The 22903-nt window shown below is 69.4% G+C and carries 28 protein-coding genes; 12 read left to right on the top strand and 16 right to left on the bottom strand.

Features of this window, described 5'->3' with window-relative positions; genetic code table 11:
- Nucleotides 1–130 precede the first annotated feature (130 nt).
- A complete protein-coding gene (locus OO69_RS33860; protein WP_033284705.1) occupies nucleotides 131–817 on the top strand; it encodes a SanA/YdcF family protein in 687 nt (228 codons plus the stop codon).
- Nucleotides 818–824: 7 nt separating this feature from the next.
- Here OO69_RS33860 and OO69_RS33855 read toward each other — a convergent pair whose 3' ends face one another.
- The gene (locus OO69_RS33855; protein WP_033284704.1) at nucleotides 825–1241 is read right to left on the bottom strand and encodes a gamma-glutamylcyclotransferase family protein; all 417 of its coding nucleotides are present in this window, start codon (nucleotides 1239–1241) and stop codon (nucleotides 825–827) included.
- 123 nt (nucleotides 1242–1364) lie between these two features.
- On the opposite strand from OO69_RS33855, the gene OO69_RS33850 reads away from it, so the two are divergent.
- Both OO69_RS33850 and OO69_RS33845 read left to right on the top strand, forming a co-directional pair.
- Entirely contained in the window at nucleotides 1365–3008 is a 1644-nt protein-coding gene (locus OO69_RS33850) for a M4 family metallopeptidase (protein WP_033284703.1), read from the top strand.
- A gap of 104 nt (nucleotides 3009–3112) precedes the next feature.
- Nucleotides 3113–4018 carry an aminoglycoside phosphotransferase family protein gene (locus OO69_RS33845; protein WP_033284702.1) on the top strand — a complete coding sequence of 302 codons (906 nt, stop codon included), beginning with the start codon at nucleotides 3113–3115 and terminating at the stop codon, nucleotides 4016–4018.
- A 7-nt stretch (nucleotides 4019–4025) separates the two neighbouring features.
- On the opposite strand, the gene OO69_RS33840 is transcribed toward OO69_RS33845, so the two are convergent.
- The gene (locus tag OO69_RS33840) at nucleotides 4026–4322 is read right to left on the bottom strand and encodes a hypothetical protein (protein ID WP_033284701.1); all 297 of its coding nucleotides are present in this window, start codon (nucleotides 4320–4322) and stop codon (nucleotides 4026–4028) included.
- Nucleotides 4322–4501: a hypothetical protein gene (locus OO69_RS33835; RefSeq protein ID WP_033284700.1), complete on the bottom strand. Its 180-nt coding sequence runs from the start codon at nucleotides 4499–4501 to the stop codon at nucleotides 4322–4324. The genes OO69_RS33840 and OO69_RS33835 overlap by 1 nt, the downstream gene beginning before the upstream one ends.
- A 137-nt stretch (nucleotides 4502–4638) precedes the next feature.
- Here OO69_RS33835 and OO69_RS33830 point away from each other — a divergent pair, with 137 nt between their 5' ends.
- Nucleotides 4639–5139: a GNAT family N-acetyltransferase gene (locus OO69_RS33830; RefSeq protein ID WP_033284699.1), complete on the top strand. Its 501-nt coding sequence runs from the start codon at nucleotides 4639–4641 to the stop codon at nucleotides 5137–5139.
- Here OO69_RS33830 and OO69_RS33825 read toward each other — a convergent pair.
- Nucleotides 5092–5550, bottom strand: a complete 459-nt coding sequence (locus OO69_RS33825; protein WP_051801362.1) for an ATP-binding protein — start codon at nucleotides 5548–5550, stop codon at nucleotides 5092–5094. The genes OO69_RS33830 and OO69_RS33825 overlap by 48 nt on opposite strands.
- A 197-nt stretch (nucleotides 5551–5747) precedes the next feature.
- Between OO69_RS33825 and OO69_RS33820 the strand changes: the two genes are divergently transcribed.
- Both OO69_RS33820 and OO69_RS50590 read left to right on the top strand, forming a co-directional pair.
- Nucleotides 5748–6632 carry a helix-turn-helix domain-containing protein gene (locus tag OO69_RS33820; RefSeq protein ID WP_033284698.1) on the top strand — a complete coding sequence of 295 codons (885 nt, stop codon included), beginning with the start codon at nucleotides 5748–5750 and terminating at the stop codon, nucleotides 6630–6632.
- A gap of 3 nt (nucleotides 6633–6635) precedes the next feature.
- Nucleotides 6636–6833 carry a DUF397 domain-containing protein gene (locus OO69_RS50590; RefSeq protein ID WP_078652675.1) on the top strand — a complete coding sequence of 66 codons (198 nt, stop codon included), beginning with the start codon at nucleotides 6636–6638 and terminating at the stop codon, nucleotides 6831–6833.
- A gap of 47 nt (nucleotides 6834–6880) precedes the next feature.
- On the opposite strand, the gene OO69_RS33815 is transcribed toward OO69_RS50590, so the two are convergent.
- Nucleotides 6881–7138 (bottom strand): hypothetical protein, encoded by a 258-nt coding sequence (locus tag OO69_RS33815; RefSeq protein ID WP_158713452.1) that lies wholly within the window; start codon nucleotides 7136–7138, stop codon nucleotides 6881–6883.
- A gap of 203 nt (nucleotides 7139–7341) precedes the next feature.
- Between OO69_RS33815 and OO69_RS33810 the strand changes: the two genes are divergently transcribed.
- Together OO69_RS33810 and OO69_RS33805 are read left to right on the top strand one after the other, a co-directional pair.
- Complete coding sequence (locus tag OO69_RS33810; protein ID WP_033284696.1) at nucleotides 7342–7812, top strand: sigma factor-like helix-turn-helix DNA-binding protein; 471 nt, start codon at nucleotides 7342–7344, stop codon at nucleotides 7810–7812.
- Entirely contained in the window at nucleotides 7802–8410 is a 609-nt protein-coding gene (locus tag OO69_RS33805) for a hypothetical protein (RefSeq protein ID WP_033284695.1), read from the top strand. The genes OO69_RS33810 and OO69_RS33805 overlap by 11 nt, the downstream gene beginning before the upstream one ends.
- Before the next feature lie 83 nt (nucleotides 8411–8493).
- Here OO69_RS33805 and OO69_RS33800 read toward each other — a convergent pair whose 3' ends face one another.
- Nucleotides 8494–10020, bottom strand: coding sequence for an MFS transporter (locus tag OO69_RS33800; protein WP_033284694.1), 1527 nt, complete (start codon nucleotides 10018–10020; stop codon nucleotides 8494–8496).
- Nucleotides 10021–10169: 149 nt separating this feature from the next.
- Between OO69_RS33800 and OO69_RS33795 the strand changes: the two genes are divergently transcribed.
- The gene (locus OO69_RS33795; protein WP_033284693.1) at nucleotides 10170–10901 is read left to right on the top strand and encodes a TetR/AcrR family transcriptional regulator; all 732 of its coding nucleotides are present in this window, start codon (nucleotides 10170–10172) and stop codon (nucleotides 10899–10901) included.
- Here OO69_RS33795 and OO69_RS33790 read toward each other — a convergent pair.
- The 5 genes from OO69_RS33790 to OO69_RS33775 all read right to left on the bottom strand — a co-directional run bounded on the left by OO69_RS33790 (nucleotide 10898) and on the right by OO69_RS33775 (nucleotide 15800).
- Complete coding sequence (locus tag OO69_RS33790) at nucleotides 10898–11530, bottom strand: hypothetical protein (protein WP_033284692.1); 633 nt, start codon at nucleotides 11528–11530, stop codon at nucleotides 10898–10900. The two genes, OO69_RS33795 and OO69_RS33790, sit on opposite strands and share 4 nt — an antisense overlap.
- A complete protein-coding gene (locus OO69_RS33785; protein WP_158713451.1) occupies nucleotides 11524–13092 on the bottom strand; it encodes a hypothetical protein in 1569 nt (522 codons plus the stop codon). Before OO69_RS33785 ends, OO69_RS33790 begins: the two co-directional genes overlap by 7 nt.
- Before the next feature lie 14 nt (nucleotides 13093–13106).
- Complete coding sequence (locus OO69_RS53165; RefSeq protein ID WP_234444595.1) at nucleotides 13107–14000, bottom strand: hypothetical protein; 894 nt, start codon at nucleotides 13998–14000, stop codon at nucleotides 13107–13109.
- Nucleotides 14001–14057: 57 nt separating this feature from the next.
- On the bottom strand, nucleotides 14058–14570 hold the full coding sequence (locus tag OO69_RS53160) for a hypothetical protein (RefSeq protein WP_234444594.1): 513 nt from the start codon (nucleotides 14568–14570) through the stop codon (nucleotides 14058–14060).
- A 99-nt stretch (nucleotides 14571–14669) separates the two neighbouring features.
- Complete coding sequence (locus OO69_RS33775) at nucleotides 14670–15800, bottom strand: hemopexin repeat-containing protein (protein WP_033284690.1); 1131 nt, start codon at nucleotides 15798–15800, stop codon at nucleotides 14670–14672.
- A 183-nt stretch (nucleotides 15801–15983) separates the two neighbouring features.
- Here OO69_RS33775 and OO69_RS33770 point away from each other — a divergent pair, with 183 nt between their 5' ends.
- Nucleotides 15984–16250 carry a hypothetical protein gene (locus OO69_RS33770; RefSeq protein WP_033284689.1) on the top strand — a complete coding sequence of 89 codons (267 nt, stop codon included), beginning with the start codon at nucleotides 15984–15986 and terminating at the stop codon, nucleotides 16248–16250.
- Between the two features lie 74 nt (nucleotides 16251–16324).
- Here OO69_RS33770 and OO69_RS33765 read toward each other — a convergent pair whose 3' ends face one another.
- A complete protein-coding gene (locus tag OO69_RS33765) occupies nucleotides 16325–16918 on the bottom strand; it encodes an NADPH-dependent FMN reductase (protein WP_033284688.1) in 594 nt (197 codons plus the stop codon).
- 297 nt (nucleotides 16919–17215) lie between these two features.
- On the opposite strand from OO69_RS33765, the gene OO69_RS33760 reads away from it, so the two are divergent.
- Nucleotides 17216–17734, top strand: coding sequence for a hypothetical protein (locus OO69_RS33760; protein WP_033284687.1), 519 nt, complete (start codon nucleotides 17216–17218; stop codon nucleotides 17732–17734).
- 113 nt (nucleotides 17735–17847) lie between these two features.
- Entirely contained in the window at nucleotides 17848–18465 is a 618-nt protein-coding gene (locus OO69_RS33755; RefSeq protein ID WP_033284686.1) for a class F sortase, read from the top strand.
- A gap of 83 nt (nucleotides 18466–18548) precedes the next feature.
- Here the strand turns inward: OO69_RS33755 and OO69_RS33750 are convergent, their stop codons facing one another.
- The 4 genes from OO69_RS33750 to OO69_RS33730 all read right to left on the bottom strand — a co-directional run bounded on the left by OO69_RS33750 (nucleotide 18549) and on the right by OO69_RS33730 (nucleotide 22881).
- A complete protein-coding gene (locus OO69_RS33750; RefSeq protein WP_033284685.1) occupies nucleotides 18549–20066 on the bottom strand; it encodes a hypothetical protein in 1518 nt (505 codons plus the stop codon).
- A gap of 321 nt (nucleotides 20067–20387) precedes the next feature.
- Complete coding sequence (locus OO69_RS33740) at nucleotides 20388–21035, bottom strand: LuxR C-terminal-related transcriptional regulator (protein WP_033284683.1); 648 nt, start codon at nucleotides 21033–21035, stop codon at nucleotides 20388–20390.
- Nucleotides 21036–21060: 25 nt separating this feature from the next.
- Nucleotides 21061–22356 (bottom strand): sensor histidine kinase, encoded by a 1296-nt coding sequence (locus tag OO69_RS33735; protein WP_033284682.1) that lies wholly within the window; start codon nucleotides 22354–22356, stop codon nucleotides 21061–21063.
- A gap of 9 nt (nucleotides 22357–22365) precedes the next feature.
- Nucleotides 22366–22881, bottom strand: coding sequence for a hypothetical protein (locus tag OO69_RS33730; RefSeq protein ID WP_033284681.1), 516 nt, complete (start codon nucleotides 22879–22881; stop codon nucleotides 22366–22368).
- Between the last annotated feature and the right edge of the window lie 22 nt (nucleotides 22882–22903).

The raw sequence follows: 22903 nt of genomic DNA, 5'->3' as shown, positions 1-22903 counted from the left end.
GTTGCGCTGGAGACATGGGTCTTTTCCAGGGGTTCACGGTGGGGTGCCGGGGGGTGTGAGAACCGGAGCGGGTCGCGGCGCGTCTGTGACTGTCGGAACCGAACGCGGAGGGGCCCCCTTGATACGTCTGATGCGCCGCCTGAGGCCCCGTCGGCCGCGACTGCCACGCACGCGTGCGGGATGGCGGCAGCTCGTGCAGGTGGTGGCCGCCGGGTGTGTCCTCGCGCTGCTTCCGGCGACCTGGCTGTGGGTCGTGACGGCGGACCGGCTCGGGAGCGTTCAGGACGCGCCGCGCACCGATGTCGCCGTGGTGTTCGGTGCCGGGCTGTGGGACGGCGAGCCGTCGCCGTATCTCGCGCACCGGCTGGACGCGGCGGCGACGCTGTACCGGGAGGGGCGGGTGAAGGTCGTCCTGGTGACCGGTGACAACAGCCGCAAGGACTACGACGAGCCGGACGCGATGCGCGTCTACCTGGCGAAGCACGGGGTGCCACGCTCGCGCGTGGTGACCGACTACGCCGGTTTCGACACCTGGGACTCCTGCGTCCGCGCCAAGAAGATCTTCGGCGTCGACAAGGCCGTCCTCATCAGCCAGAACTTCCACATCCGGCGGGCGGTCGCGCTGTGCGACGCGGCGGGGGTCGACTCGTACGGCGTCGGTGTCGACGAATCGCACAACGTGACCTGGTACTACGGCGGCTCCCGCGAGGTGTTCGCGGCGGGCAAGGCGGCGCTGGACCTGGTGTTCCATCCCGATCCGCACTTCCTCGGGCCGAAGGAGAAGGGCGTCACGCGGGCGCTGGCCTCCGGCAACTGACGCCTCTTCAGCGGCGGTTGAGCCAGTCGCCGCCCTCGATCAGCTTGCCGTGGGTGCGGAGGCGGGCGGTGACGGTGGGGGCGGCGAGGTACACCCAGGCACGGACGGACGTGCCGTCGGCGTCGCGGGTCACCCGGCGTTCGACGCGTTCGTAGAGGCTGGCCGGGTCGCCGGGGGCGTAGTCCTCAAGTCGGTCCAGTTCCCGGAGGAGTTGGGGGTGGGACTCGGGGCGTGCGGTGACGAGTTCGCCGACGATCACCGAGCCGGCGGCCTCGACGGCGTACGGGTAGCCGGGGCCGTCGTAGAGGGCGGCGCCGTGGAGTCGGGCCCGTTCCTCGGAGGCCGTGCGGCCGCGCAGGAAGAGGTCGTGGTTGGGCTCGCCGGGGCGGAGGGTGCCGTAGACGAAGAAGGGGAGGGGTGTCACTCGGTCTCCTTCAGCCCGGAAGTCTGTGCATGCGCTATGGACATGACATGTCATGGGCCCTTTAAATCTCATTCAACATCAACGCAGCCCCCACGCCCCCCACTTGCGTTCTTGAGGAGACCCATGAGTCGGACACGGCACATTCGAGGTTCCCGTCTCGCCACGGCCGGTGTCGCCGCCGGCGCCGCGACCCTGCTGGCCGCCACCCTCGCCCCCACCGCCCACGCGGCCGACCGGCCGTCCCGGACCACCGCGATCGCGAACGCCGCGTCGGCGCTGGTCGCCCATGCCGCGGGCCTGGGTCTTACGGCCGCGGAGGACACGTCGGTTCGTGACGTGATCGTCGACGCGGACGGCACCCAGCATGTCCGCTACGACCGGACGTACCGTCAACTCCCGGTCCTCGGAGGTGACTTCGTCGTCCACCTGGCCCCGAACGGCAGTTACCGGAGCGCCGACCGCGCGACCCGGAGTTCCATATCCCTGTCGTCCGTGGCACCGAAGGTGGCCGCTCCGAAGGCGGCGGACCTGGCGGTGAACGCGCTGCGGGCGGCGAATCTCGGTGAGGTGCTGAAAGGGGTAACGTCCAAGCCCCAGCTGATAGTTGACGCCCTGCACGGCGCGCCGAAGCTCGCCTGGCGGACGAACGTGGTCGCCAAGGACTCGCTCGGAAACCCGGTCGCCCGCACGGTGCTGACCGACGCCCGTACCGGCGCCCAGATCGACGCCTGGGACAGCGTGGAGACGGCGACGGGTGACGGGCAGTCGCTGTACAGCGGGACGGTGCCGCTGGAGACGACGCTGTCGGGGTCGACGTATCAGCTCAAGGACGCGACGCGCGGCGGGACTTACACCGGTGACGCGGCGAACAAGACCGACCTGTGCATCCTCGGCATCTGCATCAGCCGCGCCCCGTCCACGGTGTTCACGGACGCCGACAACCACTGGGGAACGGGGGCGAGTTCGGACCGCTCGACGGCGGCGGTGGACGCGCAGTACGGCACGGACGAGACCTGGGACTACTACAAGAACGTCCACGGCCGGAACGGCATCGCGGGCGACGGCAAGGGTTCGTACAACCGCGTCCACTACGGCAACAGCTACAACAACGCCTTCTGGGACGACAGTTGCTTCTGCATGACGTACGGCGACGGTGACGGGACACAGCTCGGTCCGCTGGTGGCGCTGGATGTCGCCGGGCACGAGATGACGCACGGCGTGACGTCCAAGACGGCCGCGCTGACGTACTCGGGCGAGTCCGGCGGGCTCAACGAAGCCACCTCGGACATCATGGGCACGCTGGTGGAGTGGTACGCCAACAACTCCTCCGATCTCGGTGACTACTTGATCGGCGAGAAGATCGTCCGGTCGGGATTCGGCAAGGCGGCGCTGCGGTTCATGGACCAGCCGTCCAAGGACGGGAATTCCGCGGACTGCTGGAGTTCGTCGGTGGGGAATCTCGACGTGCACTACTCCTCGGGCGTCGCCAACCACTTCGCGTATCTCCTCGCGGAGGGCAGCGGCGCGAAGACCATCAACGGCGTCAGCTACAACTCGCCCACGTGCAACGGCTCTTCGGTGAGCGGAATCGGCCGGGACAAGCTCGGGGCCATCTGGTACCGGGCGTTGACGGTCTACATGACGTCCTCGACGAACTACGCGGGGGCGCGGACGGCGACGCTCAACGCGGCGAAGGACCTTTACGGGGTGGGGAGTTCGGAGTACGCCGCGGTGGCGGCGGCGTGGAGTGCGGTGAGCGTGGGGTGAGTTGAGGCTGGGGCCCGGGGTCGGCTGTTCGGCGGGGTTATGCCGTGGCGACGGCGGGGCGGCGCTGGCTAGGCTCCGGTGCCGCCTCACAGACCCGGAGACCCATGTCCGCCAGCGCCAGGATGCACGCTGACGAACTCGACATCGACGCGGAGCTGGTGCGTCGGCTGGTCACCGAACAGTTCCCGGAATGGGCGGGGTTGGCCGTCACGCGGGTCGCCTCGGCCGGGACCGACAACGCGATGTGCCTGCTGGGCGAGGACATGGTCGTACGGCTGCCCCGACTACCGGGCGGGGCACGGCAGATCGAGACGGAACAGCGCTGGTTGCCGCGTCTGGCACCGCACTTGCCGCTGTCCGTACCGGTGCCGCTGGCGATGGGTGAGCCGGGGCAGGGGTACGGGCTGCGGTGGGGTGTGTACGGCTGGCTGGACGGGGGCGACGCGTACGATTCGCCGCTGGCCGAACCCGCCGACGCGGCAGCCGAGTTGGGGCGTTTCGTCGCCGCGTTGCGGCAGGTGGACGCGGTGGGCGGTCCGGTGTCCTTCCGGGGCGGCCCGCTCGGTCCGCAGGACGCGGACGTCCGCAAGGCGATCGAGGACCTGGGCGCCGACGGCACCCACGACCCGGCCCTAGCGACTGCGGCCTGGGAGCACACCCTCGCCCTCCCCCAGTGGGAGGCCGCCCCCGTCTGGCTCCACGGCGACCTCCTCCCCGGCAACCTGCTCACCACGGCCGGCCGCCTCACCGCGGTCATCGACTTCGGCGGCCTCGGGGTCGGCGACCCCGCGGCGGACGCGCTGCCCGCGTGGGCCCTGTTCTCCGCCGGAACGCGTGAAGTGTTCCGCGAGACGGGCGAGTTCGAGGATGAGGTCTGGGCCCGGGGGCGGGGGTGGGCCTTGTGCTTCGGACTGGTGGCGGAGCACTACTACCGGGGCGGGCGGAATCCCGTGTTGGCGAGGGTGGGGCATCGGGCCGTGCGGGAAGTGCTGGAGGAATTCGGGGCCTGATCCGCGTTCACTCCACTGGTACCGGGTGCCGTTTCCGCCACGCGATGCGCGGTTTCTCCAGGAGGCCCGCGGCTTCGGCGACCGCTCGAACAACGGAGGTGAATACGGCCGTTTCGAAGAATTCCGCGATATGGAATTTCGAGAAAAATGACCCGCTGCCGAACACCACTCCGACGGCGCAACAGTAGAGGGCCGCCCACAGCCCACGCCATCGGTTCATCGGGTAGATGACCAGCGGGATCACCGGCCATGCGTAAGCGGCGCACAGGAATACGAACGTCAGCGTGGCGATGAGGATCTCCACTACAGCGCACCGAACTCATGCATGCCGACAATCACGAAGAAGGCAGTGGGCAGGAATATGAGGGGCACCGCGAACAGTAACCCCGTTTTCCAGGAGTTCTTATCCGCGATTTTCACGCACAGCAGTGCGCACAGTGTCACATAGAAGAACAGCGGGATGACTATGTATCCGGCGCCCATACGTTTCCTCCGTAGCCGCACCCGAGGGGCCGATCCCCTTCGGGAACACTCGCCGGGCATGCGTTGACCCGTCGTCAGGACGTCAGATTATCGAGGCGCGACGATCGACATGACAGATCACGACAGATACTGGCGTCATGACTGATCAGCGCGAGGTCTCCATCGTTCGTCGGCCCGGCCGGACCCTCTCCGCCGAGGACGGGCTGGGCGCGTTGCTGGCGGCCTACCACCTGCGGACGGAGACCGAGAAGGGGAAGCCCGTCGCCGACGTGGACGCGCTGCCGGGCCGGTACCGGGCGGAGATCTCGGACCCGCGGACCGCGTTCGTCGACGATGTCGTGCTGGTGGCAGTGAGCGGGGACGCCGCCGTGGGCTGCCTGGTGGTTACCGCTCCCGTCGACGGGCGGTCGGAGATCAAGAGGCTCTGGGCGGAACCGGCGTTCCGGGGCCGGGGCGTTGCCTCGGCTCTGCTCGGTGACGCGCTCGCGCAGGCTGCGGAAAGCGGCGCGGGCGCCGTGCGGTTGTCGGTGTGGAGTTGGCGGACCGGGGCGATCGCGTTGTACGAACGGCTCGGCTTCACGGTCACCGAGTCATGGGACGAGCGGGATCAACTGGTCTGCATGGAGCGGGTCTTGTGAGTCCCGCCGTACGACGTCCAACTCGCACCACACCGACTTGCCCACGGTGAGCTCGCGCACGCCCCAACGGTCCGCGATCTGACCGACGATCAGCAGGCCACGCCCGAACATGTCGTCCTCGGTGGGCTCGCGGAGGCTCGGCCGTAACTCGCCCCTCGGGTCGGACACCGCGATGCGTACGGCGCGTTCGGTGAGGGTGAGTTCGACGCGGAAGAGTCGGTCGCGCAGGCACCCGTGCAGTACGGCGTTGCCGCCCAGCTCCGAGACCAACAGGGCGGTGTCCGCGGCGAGTTCGAGGTGACCCCACTCGGTGAGCAGCCGGTGGGCTCGGCGGCGGGCGAGGGTGACGCTCTTGGGGAGCGGGGTGCAGTCGAGGCGGTCGTGATGGAGGGGGGCTTCGGGGGCGACCATGTCGCTCACCTCCGGGCAGGGGCGAGCTGCGCCATGCATCAACTGGCGCCGCTCTGCGATCGGTTCGTGACCGACGGTAGAGGCGGCTCGGCATTTCACGCAAGTAACTCTCGGAGGAATTCCCCCGAAGGGTGTTTGCGATGCCGCGTGGCACCGCGCCAGACTGATCACACGCACACGTCTGAGGGGGTACCTACGTGACATCGCCGACGCAGGGCCACAGCACATCGACCGTCCTGGGACGCCGACTCGGCGGTGAACTCACCAAGTTGCGCACGGCGGCCGGCCTCAACCAGACCCAGGCGGGCAAGGCACTCACCGCATCCACGACCAAGGTCGCGAAGATGGAGGGCGGTTGGGTTCCCATGCGCGACCCCGACCTCCGGGCGCTGTGCGAGTTGTACGGCGTTCGCGATCCCAGCGTTGTCGGCGGGCTTCTCGAACTGGCCAGGATCGACCGCGAGCGCCGCAAGGCCAAAGGCTGGTGGGACGACTTCGACATCCCAGGCGTCATGCAGGAGTACGTCGCGCTGGAGAGCGCGGCGACGGCCATCAAGGCGTGGCAACCCGCGTTCATCCCCGGACTCCTCCAAACACCCGAGTACGTAAGGGCGTTGAGGACTGAACCGCCGGCCACGGTGACCATCAGAGGCTCCCAGGCCGACGAAAAGTTCATCGCGGCGCGGCTCACCCGACAAGGCCGCCTGTCCGACGACCCTCCGTTGTCGCTCCGAACGGTGATCTACGAGGCGACCCTCCGCAACTTTCCCGGCGGCGCGGCCACAGCCATCAGCCAACTCGACGGGCTGATCAAGGCGGCCGATCAGTCGAACATCAGCCTCCGGGTCTTCCCGTTCGACGCCGGTACACACCCAGGTCTGACCGGTTCGTTCAACATCATGTCGTTTGCCGAGCCCGGCGCCATGGATGTCGTCTACGTGGAGGCGCCGTTCGTCGAGCGCTGGGTGGAGGGCGGCGAATTCGCAGCCGCCTACGATGAGTTGTTCGAGACGATCACCGAACGCTCCCTCAGCGAACGGGAATCCATTTCCTTCCTCCACGAGCTGCGCAAGAGACTGTGAACCATGCCCACATTCGAGTACCGCAAGTCCAGCTACAGCAACGACAAGTCCGAGTGTGTCGAGGTAGCCACCAACATCCCCACCACCGTTTCCATACGCGACTCCAAGAACCCCAACGGCCCCTCCCTCCAGCTCCACCCCACCACCTGGAGAGCCTTCCAATCCTCCCTCCCCGCAGCCACCCACATCGAAAAAGTGTGACACTTCCCGCAAAAGTGTCACACTTTCTCAGAACGACACGCGGCTGATCAGCCCTTCGGCGCGTGAGCCATCGCGATCGTCTTCATCTTGAGGATGCGCACCGCTTCGGGGTCCGTCACCGGCCGGGAAACCTGCCCCTTGGCCGCGTCGGCGACCGCCTCGGCCTTCTGCTTCTGTGTGCGCGCGGAGTGGTCCGTCGTGGAGTGCGAGGTCGCCGTGGCCGCGTGGACCTGCGACCCCGCCGCCACCGTCAGACCGCCGAGCGCCAACGCGCTGACCGCTGCGGTCCTGAACGTCGTTCCCATCCTGCCCGGCTTACGGGGTGCTGCATGGCGCATGAGAGTTCCTCTGCTGTCGGTGCGACTTGGACAGGTGGACTACGCAGCACGGGGGCCCGGACGCGACACCCGGATGCGGTGACCCAGATCACGGAGAGTCGCTGTAGCGGAGGATCAGCGCCCGTTCGTACTTCCCCCATAGAGGACCCCTGGCCGTTCTGTGGACGGAAATGAATGGCGGACGAGTGGCGAGAGGCGCGGCGGAAGAGGAGTTCGATGAGTTCTACGCACTGGCCTACCCCAGGCTCGTTCGGCAGCTCTGCGCGATGACCGGCGATCTGCCGGAGGCTCAGGATGTCGTGCAGGAGGCGTGGATCCGCACCACGGCCTGGCGGCTCGCCGTATCCGGCTTCCGGCGGGTGCGGCGCGGTGTGCAGCTCATGCAGCGTCATCACGAACAGCGCTCCGTCGAAGGCCCGTCCCCCGAACGTGTCGCTCTCGTCGACGCACTTCGCACGCTTCCGCAGAAGCACAGAAGTGTCGTTGTGCTCCACCACTTGTGCGATCTCAGCGTCGAGCAGATAAGCGCCGAGACGGGCTGGCCGGCCGGGAGCATCAGGGTGTGGCTGGTCCGTGGGCGCCTGTCGCTCGCCCGTCATTTCTCCTCCCTGCCGGACCAGGAGGTGGACCATGTCGGATGAGTCGGATGAGTACCAGCGTCCTGTCTGGCTCGCCGAGAGCATCGCCCAGTTGGAGAGCGTTCGGGTCGACCGGCCGCTGTCCGCACCGGGGTTGCGTCGCAGAAGCGTCCGACGCCGTCAACGCCGTACCCGTTCCGCCGCCGTCGCGGCGATTGCCGTGACAGCGATCGGTGCGGGCGCCTTCTGGAATTCCGTGGGCACGGACCGATCGGCGGAGAATCCCTCCCACCACGAGGAGGACTCCAGAACATCGGCGGCCCAGGAGAAACTGCTGACTTACTATTCGGCTCTGCCGGATGCCCTTGCCGCACGGGACGCGACGTCGAAGTCGAAGCTGTGGAAGCTGATGACCGCACATTTCACGCAGCCGGCGCTGAAGCGGGAAGTCGTTCTCGAAGGCAACGGAGCCGACGACCTGGCGGCCACGTGTGGGCAGGTGGAAGCCACCACCGTCTTCACCGTCGGCGCCGCCCGCAGCGCCGGGGCCCACACCGTCCGCGTACGCGTGACGAGCGACAGCCCGGCGGAATCGATCGAGGTCGACTTCGATCTGCGCACCATGAGAATCTCGAACTGGTCCTGCCCCGACGGGTCTTGAGACCTCTGCCGGGAGTCCACACGACGGCGACACGACAAGGCCGCCGCCCTCAAGGGCAGCGGCCTTGCATCCCCGTTCCCGACTCAGGCGGCCAACTCCCTCTCCTCCAGAACTTCCTGATCCTCAGTCACCGAATCCCGCATCACCACCGCCGCCAGCACTCCCGCCGCCACGACCCCAACCGCGCTGACCATGAAGGTCGTTGACATGGCGTGCGTGAACGCCTCCCGGGCCGCCCGGACCAACCCCGCGTCCCCGTGCGCCGCCGCCAGCGCCCCGCCGATCGAGTGGCGGGCCTCGTCGGACGTACCGGAGGGCATCTCGTCGGCGAAGCCGCTCGACAGGAGGGAGCCGAGGATCGCGATACCCAGGGCCGTACCCGCCTGCTGGATGGTGTCGTTGAGGGCCGAGCCGACGCCCGCCTTGTCCTCGGGGATCGTGCCCATCAGCGCGCCCACCGCCGCCGGCATCGCGAGGCCCGCGCCCAGGCCGAGGAGGCCCAGCGCCACCGCCGGGACGGTGAAGCCGGTGGCGGCCGTGACCGTCGTAAGCAGGACGAAGGAGGAGGCCATCACCAGCATGCCCGCCAGGATCAGATACCGATGGCCGTACCTCGCCGTGAACTTGGCGCCCGCCGCGTTGCCGACCAGCGCGGTGACCGCCAGCGGCACGAAGGCCAGGCCCGCCTTCACCGGTGAGTAGCCGAGGACGAACTGCAGGTACTGGGTGAGGACCAGGAGCAGGCCGCCGTTGCCTATCTGGACCAGGGTCAGGGAGAGCGAACCGCCGCTGAAATTACGGTGCTTGAAGAGGACCAGGGGGACCATCGGGGTCGGGGTCACGTTCTCCCAGACCACGAATCCGGCCAGCCCCGCCACCGCCACCGCGAGGGTGACCAGGCCCCGGCCCGCGAACGCACCGTGCTGCGGGATCTCGATGATCCACCAGATCAGGGCCGTCATACCGACCGCCGACAGCACCGCGCCCAGCGGATCCGGCTTCTGCCAGGGGTTTTTGGACTCCGGCATCAGCGTCACACCGGCCACCAACGCGAGCGCTACGACCGGCACGTTGAGGAAGAAGATGGAGTGCCACGAGAAGTGGTCGATCAGGACGCCACCGAGCACCGGGCTGCCGACCAGCGCCAGCATCGACACCGAACCCCAGGCCGCCATCGCCTTCCCGCGTTCCTCCGCGTCGAAGACCGTGATGAGGATCGAGAGCGTCGACGGCATGATCAGCGCACCGCCCACCCCCATCGCCACGCGCACGGCGATCACCTCACCGGGGTTCGTGCAGAACGTCGCCGCCAGCGAAGCCGCCCCGAACAGCACAAGACCGATCAGCATCACCTTCCGGCGGCCGAAGCGGTCGCCGAGGCTGCCGGAGGTCAGCAGCAGGCCGGCGAAGACCAGGATGTAGGAGTCGAGGATCCACTGGGTGTCCTGGGCGCTCGCCCCGAGGCTCTCGGTCATCGACGGCACCGCCACGGTCAGCGCCATGCTGTCGACCACCAGCACCAGCGAACTGAGGCACAGCACGACGAGGATCCACCAGCGCCGGGGGTTCCGGGTTTCGGTAAGTGCTTCCGGGTGACTGCGACTGCCCATGACTGCTTCCTCTGCTTCCCTCGTCGGCCTGCGTACACCGTTCCTTTGATGCGAACACTGTACGCACGGCGGAACAGTGTGCGCAATCCCTGAACTCTGTACGCTGGATGCGAACGACGTACGCACGGCCCGCACGAAGGAGACCCGTCATGGCCGCCAGGACCACGCCGAACCCCATCCCCTCCGTGTGGGCCCGCGAGCAGCGCGCGGCCGACCAGCCAGCGCTCAGCAGGGACGCGATCGTGCGCGAGGCGATCGCGATGCTGGACGCCGACGGCATCGAGGCGCTGAGCATGCGCAAGCTCGGCGCCCGCCTCAACGCCGGCGCGACCTCCCTCTACCGGCATGTCGCGACCAAGGACGAGCTGATGGAACTGGCCGTCGACGAGGTCGCCGCCGAGATCCACGTCCCGGCCGCGGACACCGCCGACTGGCGCGCCGCCGTCACCGAGGCCGCCGCCTCCTTCCGTACGACCGCGCTACGGCACCGCTGGCTGTCCTCGGTGCTCGGGCAGGCCGGGCTCGCCTACCTCGGCCCGAACCTCATGTCCTTCACCGAACGGCTCGCCGCGCTGTTCACGACCGTCGGATTCCCCGAGCCGAGCGGCGCGATCGACGCGGTGCTGTCGTACACGATCGGGATGAGCACGACCGAGGCCGCCTGGCTCACCACGGTCGCGCGGTCCGGCGAGACCGAGGCCGAGTTCATCGCCCGCCTGATGCCGGCCGCCCAGCAGGCCGCCGCCGGTCACGCCCATCTCGCCGGTTCCTACGCCGAGTCGACCGTCACGAGCACCGATCCGGTGACCCTGCGCGACAGTAAATTCGCCTACGGCCTCGATGTCGTCCTGGACGGGCTGTCGCTACGGCTTGCCCGTTAAGCCCCTTCCGCCAGGTCGGCCGTCTCCAGGTAAACCTCCGCCAGCACCTGCAACTCCGTTTCCCCAGTGGTGAGTTGCTCGCCCGGGTGCAGGCGTCCGGCCAGGTCGTTCGGGCGGTTCGGGATCGTCACCAGGTGCGCTGCCGTCTCCGCCGCGGCGCCCAACGCCAGCCACTCCCCCGCGAGTTGAGCGGTCAGCACCTGGTCGAAGTCCGGGGGGCGGGTGAGGGCGTGGGCCAAGTAGAGCTGTTCGCGGCCGAAGAGGACGTAGCGGAGGGGCGCCGGTTCACCAGTGGGCTCGGTCGGGTGGCCGACATACAGCCGCTCCTCGATCCTCACCCTCACCTCCCCCAGCAACTCGCCGTCCCTACCGAAGCGGCCGAAGTAGAGGTCGGCGGGGAAGGTCGCGCCCGGCTCAAGGTCCTTGAGGAGGAGGGTGGGTGGGCTGATCGTGAACAGGGCCGACGTGCCGTAGCGCTTGCGGGCCGTGCGGTAGGTGTCCGTGTCCAGGGTCACCCGCAGGACCGCCTGGAAGTCGTACGGCGCGGTGAACGTGGGCATGTGGACGGCGTACACCGTGTCCGTGCCGAGCAACACGAGGCCGTGCACGGCGAGTTCGGGGGTCACCATGTCAGTGCCGGGTCAGGGTCGGGACTCTTCGGGAGTTGCCGGCACACGAACCCGGCGAGGAACACGTCGTCCGGTGCGGTGACGCTGCTCTGCATCGCGGAGGTCGCCTGCTGGTAGGCCACCCAGCGGAGTTGGAGGTCGTAGCCGTACTGGACCACCTGCACCTTGGCGAAGCGGCCCTCCGTCGTGCGTACGGCGAACACGTCCCCGGTGACCAGTTGGTTGCTCGCGTTCGGGTTGCCGGTGAGGGGGGTGCTGCCGTAGGTGAGGGTCGAGAGGCGGTGGCCGTCGAAGGCGTCGTAGTCGACCTGGCCGAGGTTGACGATTCCGGCGTGGGAGCTGGGCACCAACTGGGCGGTGGTCTCCGTCATCCACTCCCACCACAGGTCGGCGGTGTTCATGTCGCCGCCCGCGATGCCGTTGTCGAGGTCGAGGGTCCAGGTGCCGTGAAGGGTGGTCTCGCCGGGGGTCTCGGTGTAACCGACGGCCTGGCGGATCAGCTCGATGTTGCGGGCCAGGGCGACCGATTCGACGTACGCCGGGCAGCGGCCGTGCGGTGGGGTGGCGCCGTCGCTCAGCGGGGCGACGCCTGACGAGAGGCGCCAGGCGCGGGAGCCGAAGAGTTCCATCGGCGGGTCCAGCCAGGGGCGGATCACGGACACCACGCGGTATTCAAAGGCGAGGGAGAAGACCGTGTCGTCGGTGGCCCGGTCGCCGAACGCCGACCGGAGCTCCGCCGGTGCCTGGGCGGCCAGGGTGCGGAGCATGTCGTCCGAGAGCACGACTCTCGACCAGGGGTCGTCCAGCGCGCCGTCCGGTGAGTAGTAAGTGGGCGCGAAACGCGTGCCGTTGGGGGCGGTCGTGTACTGGTCGGGGAGGTTCGGGTTGAAGGTGTCGCGGTGCCGTTTCCAGATGCTGGAGGGGGCCTTCGAGGCGAGTTCGGAGGTCTCGCGCAGGGCGTCCTCCACCTCGGCCTTGTGGCCCGCGGTCTGCCAGGCGTCCATGGCGTCGTCCCTGGCCTGGCGGAGCCGGGGTTCGTCGACGTGGGTCCAGTGGTCGCGGACGGTCTGGTCGGTCGACATCGTCGCCGTCTGTTCCGCCTGGTGGTAGTCCGTGTCGGCCTGGAGCCACGCCTGGCGGGCCGTGCGGTAGTCGCGCAGGGCGGCCGAGGGGACGAAGACTCCGTCGGCGCCGGTGTCGTAGAGGTACGCGACCGCCTTGTCGTAGCGCTGGTGTTCCTCGAGGGTGAGGGTGGAGCCGGCCAGGTCGGCGCCGAGTACCTCGCCGTAGATTCCCCACAGGTGGACGGTCGACGGGGGCGCCCAAGTGGGTTGCGTGGGGACCCTGTTGACGAGTTCGCAGAACTCGGACCAGACCGTGGCCCGGGGCGCGTCCAACGCGCCGCCGAAGCGGAACATGCTGTCCTGGTAGACGATCGGCGTCACGGGGACGCTCACCAGGTGCTCGGGGTCGGTGAGCAGGTTCCGGAAGTACGCGCCCAGGCCGAACATGGCCGCCGCGTCCACCGGGGACGCGGCCCACACCGCTGCGGTCTCGTTCATAACCGGCCGCCGCCCTAGACGAGTTGGTCGGGGTCGAGGCCGTCGAGCAGGTTCGGTGTCTTGTCCAGGAGGTGGTTGACGAAGCCGATGATCTGCATGCCGGGGACGGTGATGGTGGCGCCGTCGTTCTCGGAGTGGAAGTGCTGGTCCGACTCGGAGTGGCTGTAGCTGCCCTTCACGGTGAACGGGCCCCAGCCGACACTCGCGTTGACCGACACGGAGCTCTGGTGGGTCTGCAACGCCTGGGCCAGCGAGGCGGAGTGGATGGTGAGGTTCCTGATGAACAGGGCCTGGAGCGGATAGCCGATGAAGCGGCCCTGGGGCGGGTCGCCGCCGTCGGACGGCATCTGGTCGTAGTTCCAGCCCTGCCCCTGGCGCAGGTCCCAGCCGCGGTTCTCCAGGAACTCCGGGTAGAACCACGGCCGTACGACCTGGACCTGGGCCATCTCGAAGGACATCGAGAAGTCGTCGACCTGGTAGTTCTCGCTGTAGTCCTGGGAGTTGGAGGTGACGCCCGAACTCGCGCTCCACAGGCCGAAGTTCAGACCGCCGCCCGCCGACCAGGACGTCGTCTCGTAGTGGCTGTGGGAGTCCACCATCTGGTGGTACATCGAGTACGCGGTCCAGCCGTTCGAGGTCGCGAAGTCACCGGGGACGACCGTCGTGTAGTAGAAGGACTGGCCCGGGCCCAGCGCGTTGGTGTTCGCCTCCTCGTAGAAGCGCTCCAGGTTGCGCTTCCACAGGAGCATCGACTTCTCGGTGGTCTGGTCGATGTAGGCGTTGATCTCCTCGACCTCGTTGCGGTACCCGCTCGACGTCCAGTCGTCCATCGCGGCCGCGACCTGCATCGAGTACAGCTGCGCGTTGGCCGCCCAGTCCGCGACCGCCTGCTTGCCGGACTCGCCCACGGCCGCCTGCGCGGCGATGCGCTTGTTGTTGTACGACAGCGCGGCGGTGACGTACGCCTACATGCACGCCTTGTAGGCCTTGAGCATGGGGCTGTCCTCGGTGACCTGCTTCTCCTGCTCGGTGACGATGTCCTTCACCGTGCGCGTCACCCTCAACAGGCCCCGGAACCGGTCCAGTTTGGCCTTCTGGTCGTCGGTGAGCTGGTCGTCGACGACCTTGGAGAACTTGAGGATCTGGCCGTAGATCTCGCTCAGCCGGGCACCGCTCGCGTTGCGCCACACCCCGTCCTGGCGGCCCGAGGAGTACCCCGAGGTCACGTCCGGGATGAAGTCGATGAGCGAGGAGAAGTTGTACGCCTGCTGGAGCAGGAGCTTGTCCTCCGCCGCGGTCGCTCCGGTGCCGATGCCCTGCGCGGCGAACGCGAAGTCCGCCTCCTGGTACGGCAGTCCGGGCATGCACCAGGTGATGAAGCTGGACTTGGCCGGCGGGACGCTGCCGTCGCCGCCGGTGAGCACGTTGTACATCTGGTCGCGGAACGTCCGCCCCAGATCCCCCAGTTGGTATCCCATGGCCCCGTCCTGCCCGGGTCATATACCGCTCATACGGTGACTTCTGACTGTTCACCCGGATAAGTGAACCCCGTGCGAGGGGGGCGACTTCGACGAGGCTCAGGTGGCGGCCTCGATGTTCCGCATCACGGACGCGAGGGAGTCGTAGTAGTTCGTCGCCGTCGCGTACCCCGCGTCCGCGACCGCCCGCGCGAAGGCGTACGGATCGTCGGTGTGCTCGAACGCGGGCGCGTAACGGGCGTTGTTCCGGAGGTAGTTGCCATGGGCCGTGAAGGACTCCTCGGGGGTCGCGTAGACGCGGAACCAGTCGCGGACGACGTACAGGTACTTGCCGTCCGGGCGCTGCGTCACCGAGATGACCTCGGGGAACTGCACGTCGGGGCGGTCCAACACCTCCTGGGTCCGCAGCAGTTGACGGCTCCCGGGCGGGTCGGTCGCCTTCGCCTTGATGCCGAAGAAGTTGTTGCCGGGGGCTGCCGTGCCCCAGCCGGACTCCAGCGCCGCCTGGCCGAGCGTGACGAGTGCGGGGACGCCGGTCGCCGTCTCGCTGGCGGTGGCGAACTCGCCGTAGGAGAGCTTGAATTGGGCGGCCTTGCTCGAACTCGGGGGCGTGGTGGCCGCGTTGGACCAGATCGCGTCGTAGGGGCCGGTGAGGCCTGACCACTGGTCGGCGGTGGTGAGCGGGTAGCCGTCCTCCTGTTTCTTGGTGTGCCAGTCGATGGCCACGTACTCGGTGCCCTTGAAGAGGTACGCCCGGCCGTTGCCGGGGTTGAGCGCGCCGTCGATGCCGTCGCCGATCCAGTCGGCGGTGACGCCGCTCCAGCCGTCGGCGATCGGCTTGGGGTAACCGGGGTCCTGGCGGTCGGCGGCGATGTCGTAGCGGACGTACTGCGGGCCGCTGAAGAAGTAGAGCTTTCCGTCGGACCAGTTCATGACCGCGTCGACGGTGTCGAAGGAGAGGCCGGACCAGTTGTCGCGGGTCGGGAGCGGGTAGCCGTCGTCGACGGTCTGGGTGGCGAACGGGATGCGGACGTACTCCGTGCCCCGGAAGACGTAGAGATGCTCCTGGCCGAGGTCGACCGCCGCGTCGATGCCCTCCTCCCAGCCGGGCGGCAACCCGCCCCAGGCCGCGCCCAGTTGCCAGTCCTGCGCCGGGTCGGCCGCGTCCGCGTCGAGGTCGTACGTGGACACGGTGGCCCCGACGGTGAAGTACGCCTTGTCCACACTCATGCCGGGATGCATGCTCCGGCGGTGCGGTTCTTATGGCGCGGTTCGGGGTCCCGTTCGAGTGAATCATCGGGTGATCCACGTGGCGTCATGGAGGTGGCACGACGTTTCCAGTGATCGTTTAGGGGTTGTCCGGCCCGACGTGCCCGTTTTCCGGCGCGTCATCCAGAGATCATTGGAGTAGTCATGCGTATGCGTTCCGCCCTGACCACGTCCGTCCTCGCCGTCGGCATCCTGCTCGGTGGCGCGGGTGCCGCCCTCGCCCACGGCGACGGCCCGTTCCCCCACGACGACGGCGCGCTCGTCCAGGGCACCGGCTCGCAGGGCTCCGGGCACGTCGACAACACGATGTTCGCCGGTGTCATCGACCACGTCGGCCCCGTCTACTCCTCGACCACCAAGACGGACCACGACTGGGACCGTGGCACGTTCGAGGGCGTCTTCGGTTTCTGACACCTCCGCGTGGTGGTGTGAAGGGGGCGGCCGACTTTTGTCGGCCGCCCCTTTTTTCGTTGGATCCTTTCTCCTCAGGCCAACGGCCGCACCCGGCGCGCGTCCTTCAACGCCCTTCCCCACCACACCAGTTGGTCCAGCATCGCCTTCGCCGCCGCGTCCGGGGCCGACGGGTCCTTGAGGCGGCCGTCGTCGTCGAAGGACGCGCCCGCGTTGTGGAAGGAGACGGTGTCGCGGACCGTCACGGCGTGGAGTTCGGCGAAGACCTGGCGCAGGTGCTCCACCGCGCGCAGGCCGCCCGCGAGGCCGCCGTAGGAGACGAGGGCGACGGGCTTGGCGCGCCACTCGGTGAAGTGCCAGTCGATCAGGTTCTTGAGGCCGGCCGGGTAGGAGTGGTTGTACTCAGGGGTGAGGACGACGAAGGCGTCGGCGGAGGACAGTTTCGGGGTAATGCCGGCGAGTGCGGCGGTGGCCTCCGGGGTCGGCGCGAGGGTCGTGGGCAGGTGGCCGGTGTCGGCCACGTCGACGACCTGGAGGGTGAGGTCGGGGTGGTCGCGGACGTGGGTGAGGAGCCAGTCGGCGACGACCGGGCCGAAGCGGCCGTGGCGGTTGCTGCCGATGACGACGGTCACGGTGAGCGACTGCGTGGGGGTGATGTCGGTGTCCATGCGGGCAGCGTCGTACCTTAACCATTCTTGAGGTCAAGGGCTGCCGACCTCGGCCTCGCCGGCGGCGCCCGGTCACCCGTTCACACGCGCGGCTTGCGCTCTTCGGGTTCTTCTCCGGGACGGGTTTCGCCGTAGCCCGTCGTACCGCTATGACCTGCTGAAACAGCGTCGAGAAGGCGTGTCGGAGGCTCTTTCTGACACCCATTCACCGCAATTCTGACGCTCGCTCAGGAAGCGGGCTCGGCCCGGTGCCACTTACCTCGGAAGGGCAGCCAACCACAGCTCGGAGGAGCACCGATGCGTCGTACCGCCCGTCTGCTGACCGGCACCGCGCTCGCCGTAGCCGCCGCGGGTCTCGCGACCGCGCCGGCCTACGGCGGCGAGACCGGCAGTCTGGAGGTGTTCCCGTCGAACGCCGTGCCGGGCGGCGACGTCACGGTCAACACGGCGGCGTGCGGCGACGACGGTACGGCCGCCGGTGATGCCAGCGCGGTGGGCGCCGGCACGTTCACGCTGGCGCCGAGCGCGCACGAGGGCGACGCCATCGGGCAGTTCAAGGTGCCGCCGAGTGCGCAGCCGGGGACGTACGAGATCGTCGCGAAGTGCACGGACGGGCGGCAGGTCAGCGGCGATCTGATGGTGACGCTGGCCTCGATGCGGCAGCAGGTGCAGCCGCGGGGCAGTGTGAAGACGGGGGTCGGTGGCGCCTTGGGCCCCGACCCCGTGCAGACCGCGGCCGGCGTGGCGGCTCTCGCCGTCGCCGCCGCGGGCGGTACCTGGCTCCTGCATCGCCGGGCGAGAGGCGACAGGTTCTGACGGACACCCTCCGCTGTCCGTCCGCCGGTACCGCACGTCCCGTCCCCCTCCGGGTCCGACGCCCCTCGTGGCTCGGAGGGGGCGCGGGGCCAGTTACTGGAGAGGGGTGCGTTATGCGTCTCGGCAACACCGCGATAGGGGCCGTCACCGTGGTCGCGCTGTGCACCGGCGCGTGGCTGTTGACCAGCGGTTCCGATACGAACGCTCCGCCGCAGCCGTCCGCCGCCGAGGGCCGGCCCGACCCGGTCGCCGGGCGCACCGCGGCGCGTGCCCTGCCGCCGTCGCCTCCGGACCGCATCCGTATCCCGGCCATCCATGTGAACGCCCCGCTGATGGGCCTCAAGCTGACGAGCGCCGGCAGCCTGGACGTGCCCCCGGCCGCGAAGAAGAACCTCGCCGGGTGGTACGAGGCCGGGACCACCCCGGGTGAGACCGGTACGGCGGTCGTCGCGGGGCATGTCGACAACGCCGACGGGCCTGCCGTCTTCTACGACCTCGGTGCCCTGAAGAAGGGCAACACGATCGAGTTGGACCGGTTGGACGGGAGCGTCGCGCTGTTCACGGTGGACGCGGTCGAGGTGTATCAGGCGAGCCGGTTTCCGGATCAGAAGGTGTACGGGGCTGCGCGGCGGCCCGAGTTGAGGGTGATCACGTGTGGGGGCGGGTATTCGCGGGCGACGGGGTATCAGGGGAATGTCGTCGTGTTCGCGCACCTGAGTGGGAGTCGGTAGGGGCTTCCAGGGAAGGGCCGTGCGTCGTCTGCAAGTCCGCTGTGGCTGGTCGCGCCCACGCGGCGGAGCCGCGGGTGGAACTCTCACTGCGGGCACACCAGATCGGACAGCACGGCAAGCGGCAGGGACGGGTTGGCTGCTGCTGCCTCCACTACCTGCCAGTCCGCGTCGGCGAGCAGCTCTACGACGACCGGTGGCGGGAGTGATGGATGGCGGGCGGCCACGGGTCTTGCCTGTCTGTCCGCGAGGCAGACGAGCAGGGCCGAGGCCGTTGCTCCGCGATGCCGGGCCACCTCACGGAACACCTTCTGCACCGTCGGACTGTGCCGGACCAGTTCCTCCAGCAGTGCCGGGGGTGCGTCCGGGTTGGTCGCCACCTTGGCCAGAACGCGGACGCCGTGCCGGTCGACCATGGCGCGCAACTGCGCTTCGGTGAGGCCGGGATGCGGAGCGAGGGCCTTGACCACCTTCGCGTCGGGGTCGTCGGCCAGACGGTCGCGTATCGCGGGTGGCACATTTCGTAGGTGGGCCACGAGCATGCGGGCAGCCGGGTCCGATGACTCGGCCAGTTCTTCCACCTCGGCGGGAGAAGCGGTGGCGATACGGGGCAGAAGGGTGTTGCCGATCTTGGCAGTTCGGGCCAGCCGGGTGAGCACGTCGAGCGGCACGCGGGGATGGTGCGCGAGCCTGCGGCGCACGTCGGGGTCGCGGTCACCGGCCAGCACACGGATCAGGGCATCGTCGATCACGGGATTCTCGGCAAGGTCGGCGCGCACACCGGGAACGGGGTCCGAGGCGAGCCGCGCACACGCCTGCCGGGGCAGGTCCCGGCGGGCGGCGAGCGCCCAGCGCAACAGCATCGACGGATGGTCCACGAAACCGACGACGGCTTCGACGGGGGTGGCGGGGTTACGCAGTGCCGCCTCCCGCATGCCATGGACGGTGGACTCGTGGGAGCCGTCGCAGTAGGCGCCCGGCGGTAGATCGCAGTCGAGCCGTGGGCACTGCCGATCGTGAACGAAGGGGGTCTCCTCGCGGTCACAGACGAGGCAGTGTCGCGCCGCAGGCAGCCCTTCTCCGGTCAGCAACGCCGCCAGTACGGCGGGGGGTGTCGCCTCGTTGCCCGCCACCGCGCGGCGTACCTCGGCGTGCGGATGCGCGGCGAGGCTCGCGGCCACGTCCGGGGTGGTCCACAACGCGAGTTCGGCGACGACACGTACGTCCGGGTCCGCCGCGAGCGTGTCCACCACGTCGGACGGGAGGCCGGGGCAGGCGGCCAGCTTCTCCCGGCGCTCACGGACCCGGTCCGCCGCGAGGAGGCGCGCCCACTCCGGGCGGCCGACACCGTGGTCGAGCAGGGCGAGGGCGGCATCCGGCCAGACAGAGGGATCGACGTCGGCGGCGGTCAGCCGGCCCTCGTGCGCGAGCCGCACCGCGCTCGCGTCGACGCGCTCGGCCAACGCGACCGCCTGTGCGCGGCTGAGGTCCGCGCGACAGGCGAGGTCCATGGCGATGTCGTCGTCCGCGATGGATATCAGCCGGTCGACCAGCTCGGACGACAGGGCTGGATTGGCGGCGAGCCCGCACAGGATGTGATGCACAGAGGCATCCTGCCCGGAGCGTGAATGATGAGTTCGGGATTTTCTGATGGTCTGCGGGAGCTGGCCGCTCCGTTGTCGCCGTCGTTCAACTCCCGTCCGCAGGGCGGCGGGACCGCTCCGTGTGACGAGCGGGCTGTGGCGTCGGATCCACCGGACGGTCCTGGACGAACTCGACGCGCGGGGCGAGTTGGACCGGGCCGAACCCGGTCGATCGCACGACGGTGAGCGCGAGGACCAGGAACGTGCCGGTGCCGGGGTGCCCGCGAGGACGGGGAGGCAGAGGACTGCGACCGTTGAGGGGGTGGTGAGCCTCGGCGGGCCTCAGCGGGCCGTTTCCAGGTAGCGGAGTACCGCCAGCACCCGGCGGTTTCCCGTCTCCGAAGGCGGCAGGTCGAGCTTCGCGAAGATGTTGGCCACGTGTTTCTCCACGGCTCGTTCCGAGACCGTGAACGCGGTGGCGATCGCGTGGTTCGTGCGGCCCTCCGCCATCAGCGCCAGGACCTCGCGTTCGCGCGGGGTGAGGGTGTCGAGGGCGGTGGATCGGCGGGCGGCGCCGAAGAGTTGGGCCACCACCTCGGGGTCGAGTGCGGTGCCGCCGGCCGCGACGCGTTCCAGCGCTCCGACGAACTCCCTGATGTCCACGACCCGTTCCTTGAGCAGGTACCCGAACCCGGCCGGGTTGCCGAGGAGTTGGGCCGCGTGGGTCGTCTCGACGTACTGAGAGAAGAGCAGGACGCCGGTCGCGGGGTGCCGGTCGCGTAGTTGTACGGCCGCTCGTACGCCCTCGTCCGTCTGGGTGGGCGGGAGGCGGATGTCCACGACGGCTACGTCGGGTGCGTGGGCCGCGACGGCGGTCAGCAGGGACTCCGCGTCGCCCACCGCCGCGACCACCTCCACGTCCCGGAGTTGGAGCAACTGGACCAGGCCGTCGCGCAGCAGGGCCGAGTCCTCGGCGATGACGACGCGCATACGGCTCCGTTCAGGTCGTGTCGGGTCAGATGTGGGGCAGTTCGACCGTGACCACCGTAGGGCCTCCGGGCGGGCTGTCGCAGGTCAGTGTGCCGTCGACCGTGCGGACGCGGGCCAGGAGGCCGGTCAGGCCGGAGCCCGCGCCGATCAGCGCGCCGCCCTGTCCGTCGTCGGTGACGAGGAGGCGGAGGAGGCCGTCGCGGGCGGTGACGTCGACGGTGGCTGCCGTGGCGTGGGCGTGTTTCGTGGCGTTGGCGAGGAGTTCGGCCGCGCAGAAGTAGGCGATGGTCTCGACGGCCGGGGTGGGGCGGGTGCCGATGTCGGTGGTGAGGGTGACGGGGAGGGCGCTGTCGGCGGCGAGGGTGGTGAGGGCGGCGTGCAGTCCCTCGTCGAGTACGGGCGGATGGATGCCCTTGACCAGGTGGCGCAGGTCGGTGATGGCCTGGGTCGCGTTGCCCTGGGCCGTGTCCACGACGGTGAGGACGCGGTCGGGTTCGGCGCCTGCGGTGACCAGTTCGCGGATCAGGGTGAGGTGCATGGCCAGGGCGACGAGGCGGGCCTGGGTTCCGTCGTGCAGGTCTCGTTCGATACGGCGAAGGGTCTGCGCGGCGTCGTCGACGGCTCGGGCGCGGGTCTCCTCCAGGGTCCGGATCCGGCGGGTCGCGGCGTCGGGGCCGAGCAGCACGGTCAGCAGGGCGCGGTGCGGGCCGAGGGCGTAGCGAAGGAGGAGCGGGGCGACTGCCAGCAACAGCAGCCCGGCCGCGAACGGGATCAACCAGCGTGGCCAGGAGTCGAGTTGGTGGCCGAAGAACTCCAGTGACACGTGGCGGTCCGCGGAGCCGTCGGTGCCGTGAACCGTGTTGTAGTTCCAGCGCTTGAGCAGCGGGTGGAGGGTGAGCAGGACGCCGTAGACGTATCCGATGACGACGGCGGCGTACGCGAAGACGGCGGTGAACGGCGTCAGCAGCGCGCAGCCGACGGCGCGCCAGCCGGACCGGTCGAGCAGCACTCCGCGCCGCCACCCCAGGATCCCGCTGCCGCCCGGCGCTCCCGGCTCCTCGATGTCCAGGCCCAACAGCCGCCGGGCGAGACCGCGTTGCAGCGCGCCCAGCGCCAGCGCGCCGCGCACGGTCGCCGCCAGCAGCCACAGGCCGAGCGTGGTCACCGACAGCGCCCCGCCGAACGCCAGCCCGACGAGCGTGAGGAAGAAGCCGACGAGGGCGAGCGGGAGGGCCAGCACGCCGTAGAGGACGGCGGCCAGGGCGGGGCGGCCGAAGGTGGCGGTGGCGAGGGAGCGGAGACGGGAGCGGAGGCTCGGCATGGGATCAACCTAGGAGAGGAGCGCCCTGGCGACACGGACCTGCACGGCGGTCAGGCCTCGCACCACCCACGGCATCAGGAGGAGGAAGCCGATGCCGCCGATCACCGCGTGGAAGGCCCACGCTCCGGCGAAGGTCGGGCCGCCCCAGGCGCCGGAGTAGTCGTCGCCCGCGCGGAGCGGCCAGCCGAGGTTCATGGGGACGATCGCCCAGCCGTAGAGCGTAATGAACGCGGTGACCAGGTTGAGCGGGGTGGCGAGGAGGGCGTGGGGCAGGCCGCCGGCGCGCGCTGTGCCCGAGATCTCCGTGTCCAGGAAGCGGTGGGCGAGCCCGCGCTGCCAGCGGGCCGTGGGGGCGCCGAGGAGGGCGAGCGGGATGCAGGCCAGGCCCAGCGGGAGGGCGAGGAGCGCGTAGGCGGTGCGGCGCCAGGTGGTGGCGGTGAACGGGGCGCGGACGAGGTTCCGGGCGTGGGCGGAGGTCGGGTCCGGGGCGGGCGGTCGGGTGGGCAGATCGCGGGTGGTGGTCATGGTGCATCCCCCTGCACATGGG

It is taken from the genome of Streptomyces sp. NRRL F-525 (assembly GCF_000716605.1).
GTDB lineage: Bacteria > Actinomycetota > Actinomycetes > Streptomycetales > Streptomycetaceae > Streptomyces.
The sequence above is the reverse complement of the archived record's forward strand: the minus strand, read 5'-3'. Positions and strand labels throughout refer to the sequence as shown.

Bases quoted from the DNA above. Each gene is read 5' to 3' on its own strand.
- OO69_RS33810 (WP_033284696.1), top strand. From the start codon at position 7,342: ATGAATGGCGGACGAGTGGCGAGAGGCGCGGCGGAAGAGGAGTTCGAT.
- OO69_RS33815 (WP_158713452.1), bottom strand. From the start codon at position 7,138: ATGGGAACGACGTTCAGGACCGCAGCGGTCAGCGCGTTGGCGCTCGGC.
- OO69_RS33765 (WP_033284688.1), bottom strand. From the start codon at position 16,918: ATGGACACCGACATCACCCCCACGCAGTCGCTCACCGTGACCGTCGTC.
- OO69_RS50590 (WP_078652675.1), top strand. From the start codon at position 6,636: ATGCCCACATTCGAGTACCGCAAGTCCAGCTACAGCAACGACAAGTCC.
- OO69_RS33835 (WP_033284700.1), bottom strand. From the start codon at position 4,501: ATGGGCGCCGGATACATAGTCATCCCGCTGTTCTTCTATGTGACACTG.
- OO69_RS33845 (WP_033284702.1), top strand. From the start codon at position 3,113: ATGTCCGCCAGCGCCAGGATGCACGCTGACGAACTCGACATCGACGCG.
- OO69_RS33730 (WP_033284681.1), bottom strand. From the start codon at position 22,881: ATGACCACCACCCGCGATCTGCCCACCCGACCGCCCGCCCCGGACCCG.
- OO69_RS33825 (WP_051801362.1), bottom strand. From the start codon at position 5,550: ATGGTCGCCCCCGAAGCCCCCCTCCATCACGACCGCCTCGACTGCACC.
- OO69_RS33830 (WP_033284699.1), top strand. From the start codon at position 4,639: ATGACTGATCAGCGCGAGGTCTCCATCGTTCGTCGGCCCGGCCGGACC.
- OO69_RS53160 (WP_234444594.1), bottom strand. From the start codon at position 14,570: ATGGGATACCAACTGGGGGATCTGGGGCGGACGTTCCGCGACCAGATG.
- OO69_RS33850 (WP_033284703.1), top strand. From the start codon at position 1,365: ATGAGTCGGACACGGCACATTCGAGGTTCCCGTCTCGCCACGGCCGGT.
- OO69_RS33800 (WP_033284694.1), bottom strand. From the start codon at position 10,020: ATGGGCAGTCGCAGTCACCCGGAAGCACTTACCGAAACCCGGAACCCC.
- OO69_RS33805 (WP_033284695.1), top strand. From the start codon at position 7,802: ATGTCGGATGAGTCGGATGAGTACCAGCGTCCTGTCTGGCTCGCCGAG.
- OO69_RS33755 (WP_033284686.1), top strand. From the start codon at position 17,848: ATGCGTCTCGGCAACACCGCGATAGGGGCCGTCACCGTGGTCGCGCTG.
- OO69_RS33775 (WP_033284690.1), bottom strand. From the start codon at position 15,800: ATGAGTGTGGACAAGGCGTACTTCACCGTCGGGGCCACCGTGTCCACG.
- OO69_RS33860 (WP_033284705.1), top strand. From the start codon at position 131: ATGCGCCGCCTGAGGCCCCGTCGGCCGCGACTGCCACGCACGCGTGCG.
- OO69_RS33790 (WP_033284692.1), bottom strand. From the start codon at position 11,530: ATGGTGACCCCCGAACTCGCCGTGCACGGCCTCGTGTTGCTCGGCACG.
- OO69_RS33785 (WP_158713451.1), bottom strand. From the start codon at position 13,092: ATGAACGAGACCGCAGCGGTGTGGGCCGCGTCCCCGGTGGACGCGGCG.
- OO69_RS33740 (WP_033284683.1), bottom strand. From the start codon at position 21,035: ATGCGCGTCGTCATCGCCGAGGACTCGGCCCTGCTGCGCGACGGCCTG.
- OO69_RS33770 (WP_033284689.1), top strand. From the start codon at position 15,984: ATGCGTATGCGTTCCGCCCTGACCACGTCCGTCCTCGCCGTCGGCATC.
- OO69_RS33735 (WP_033284682.1), bottom strand. From the start codon at position 22,356: ATGCCGAGCCTCCGCTCCCGTCTCCGCTCCCTCGCCACCGCCACCTTC.
- OO69_RS33795 (WP_033284693.1), top strand. From the start codon at position 10,170: ATGGCCGCCAGGACCACGCCGAACCCCATCCCCTCCGTGTGGGCCCGC.
- OO69_RS33760 (WP_033284687.1), top strand. From the start codon at position 17,216: ATGCGTCGTACCGCCCGTCTGCTGACCGGCACCGCGCTCGCCGTAGCC.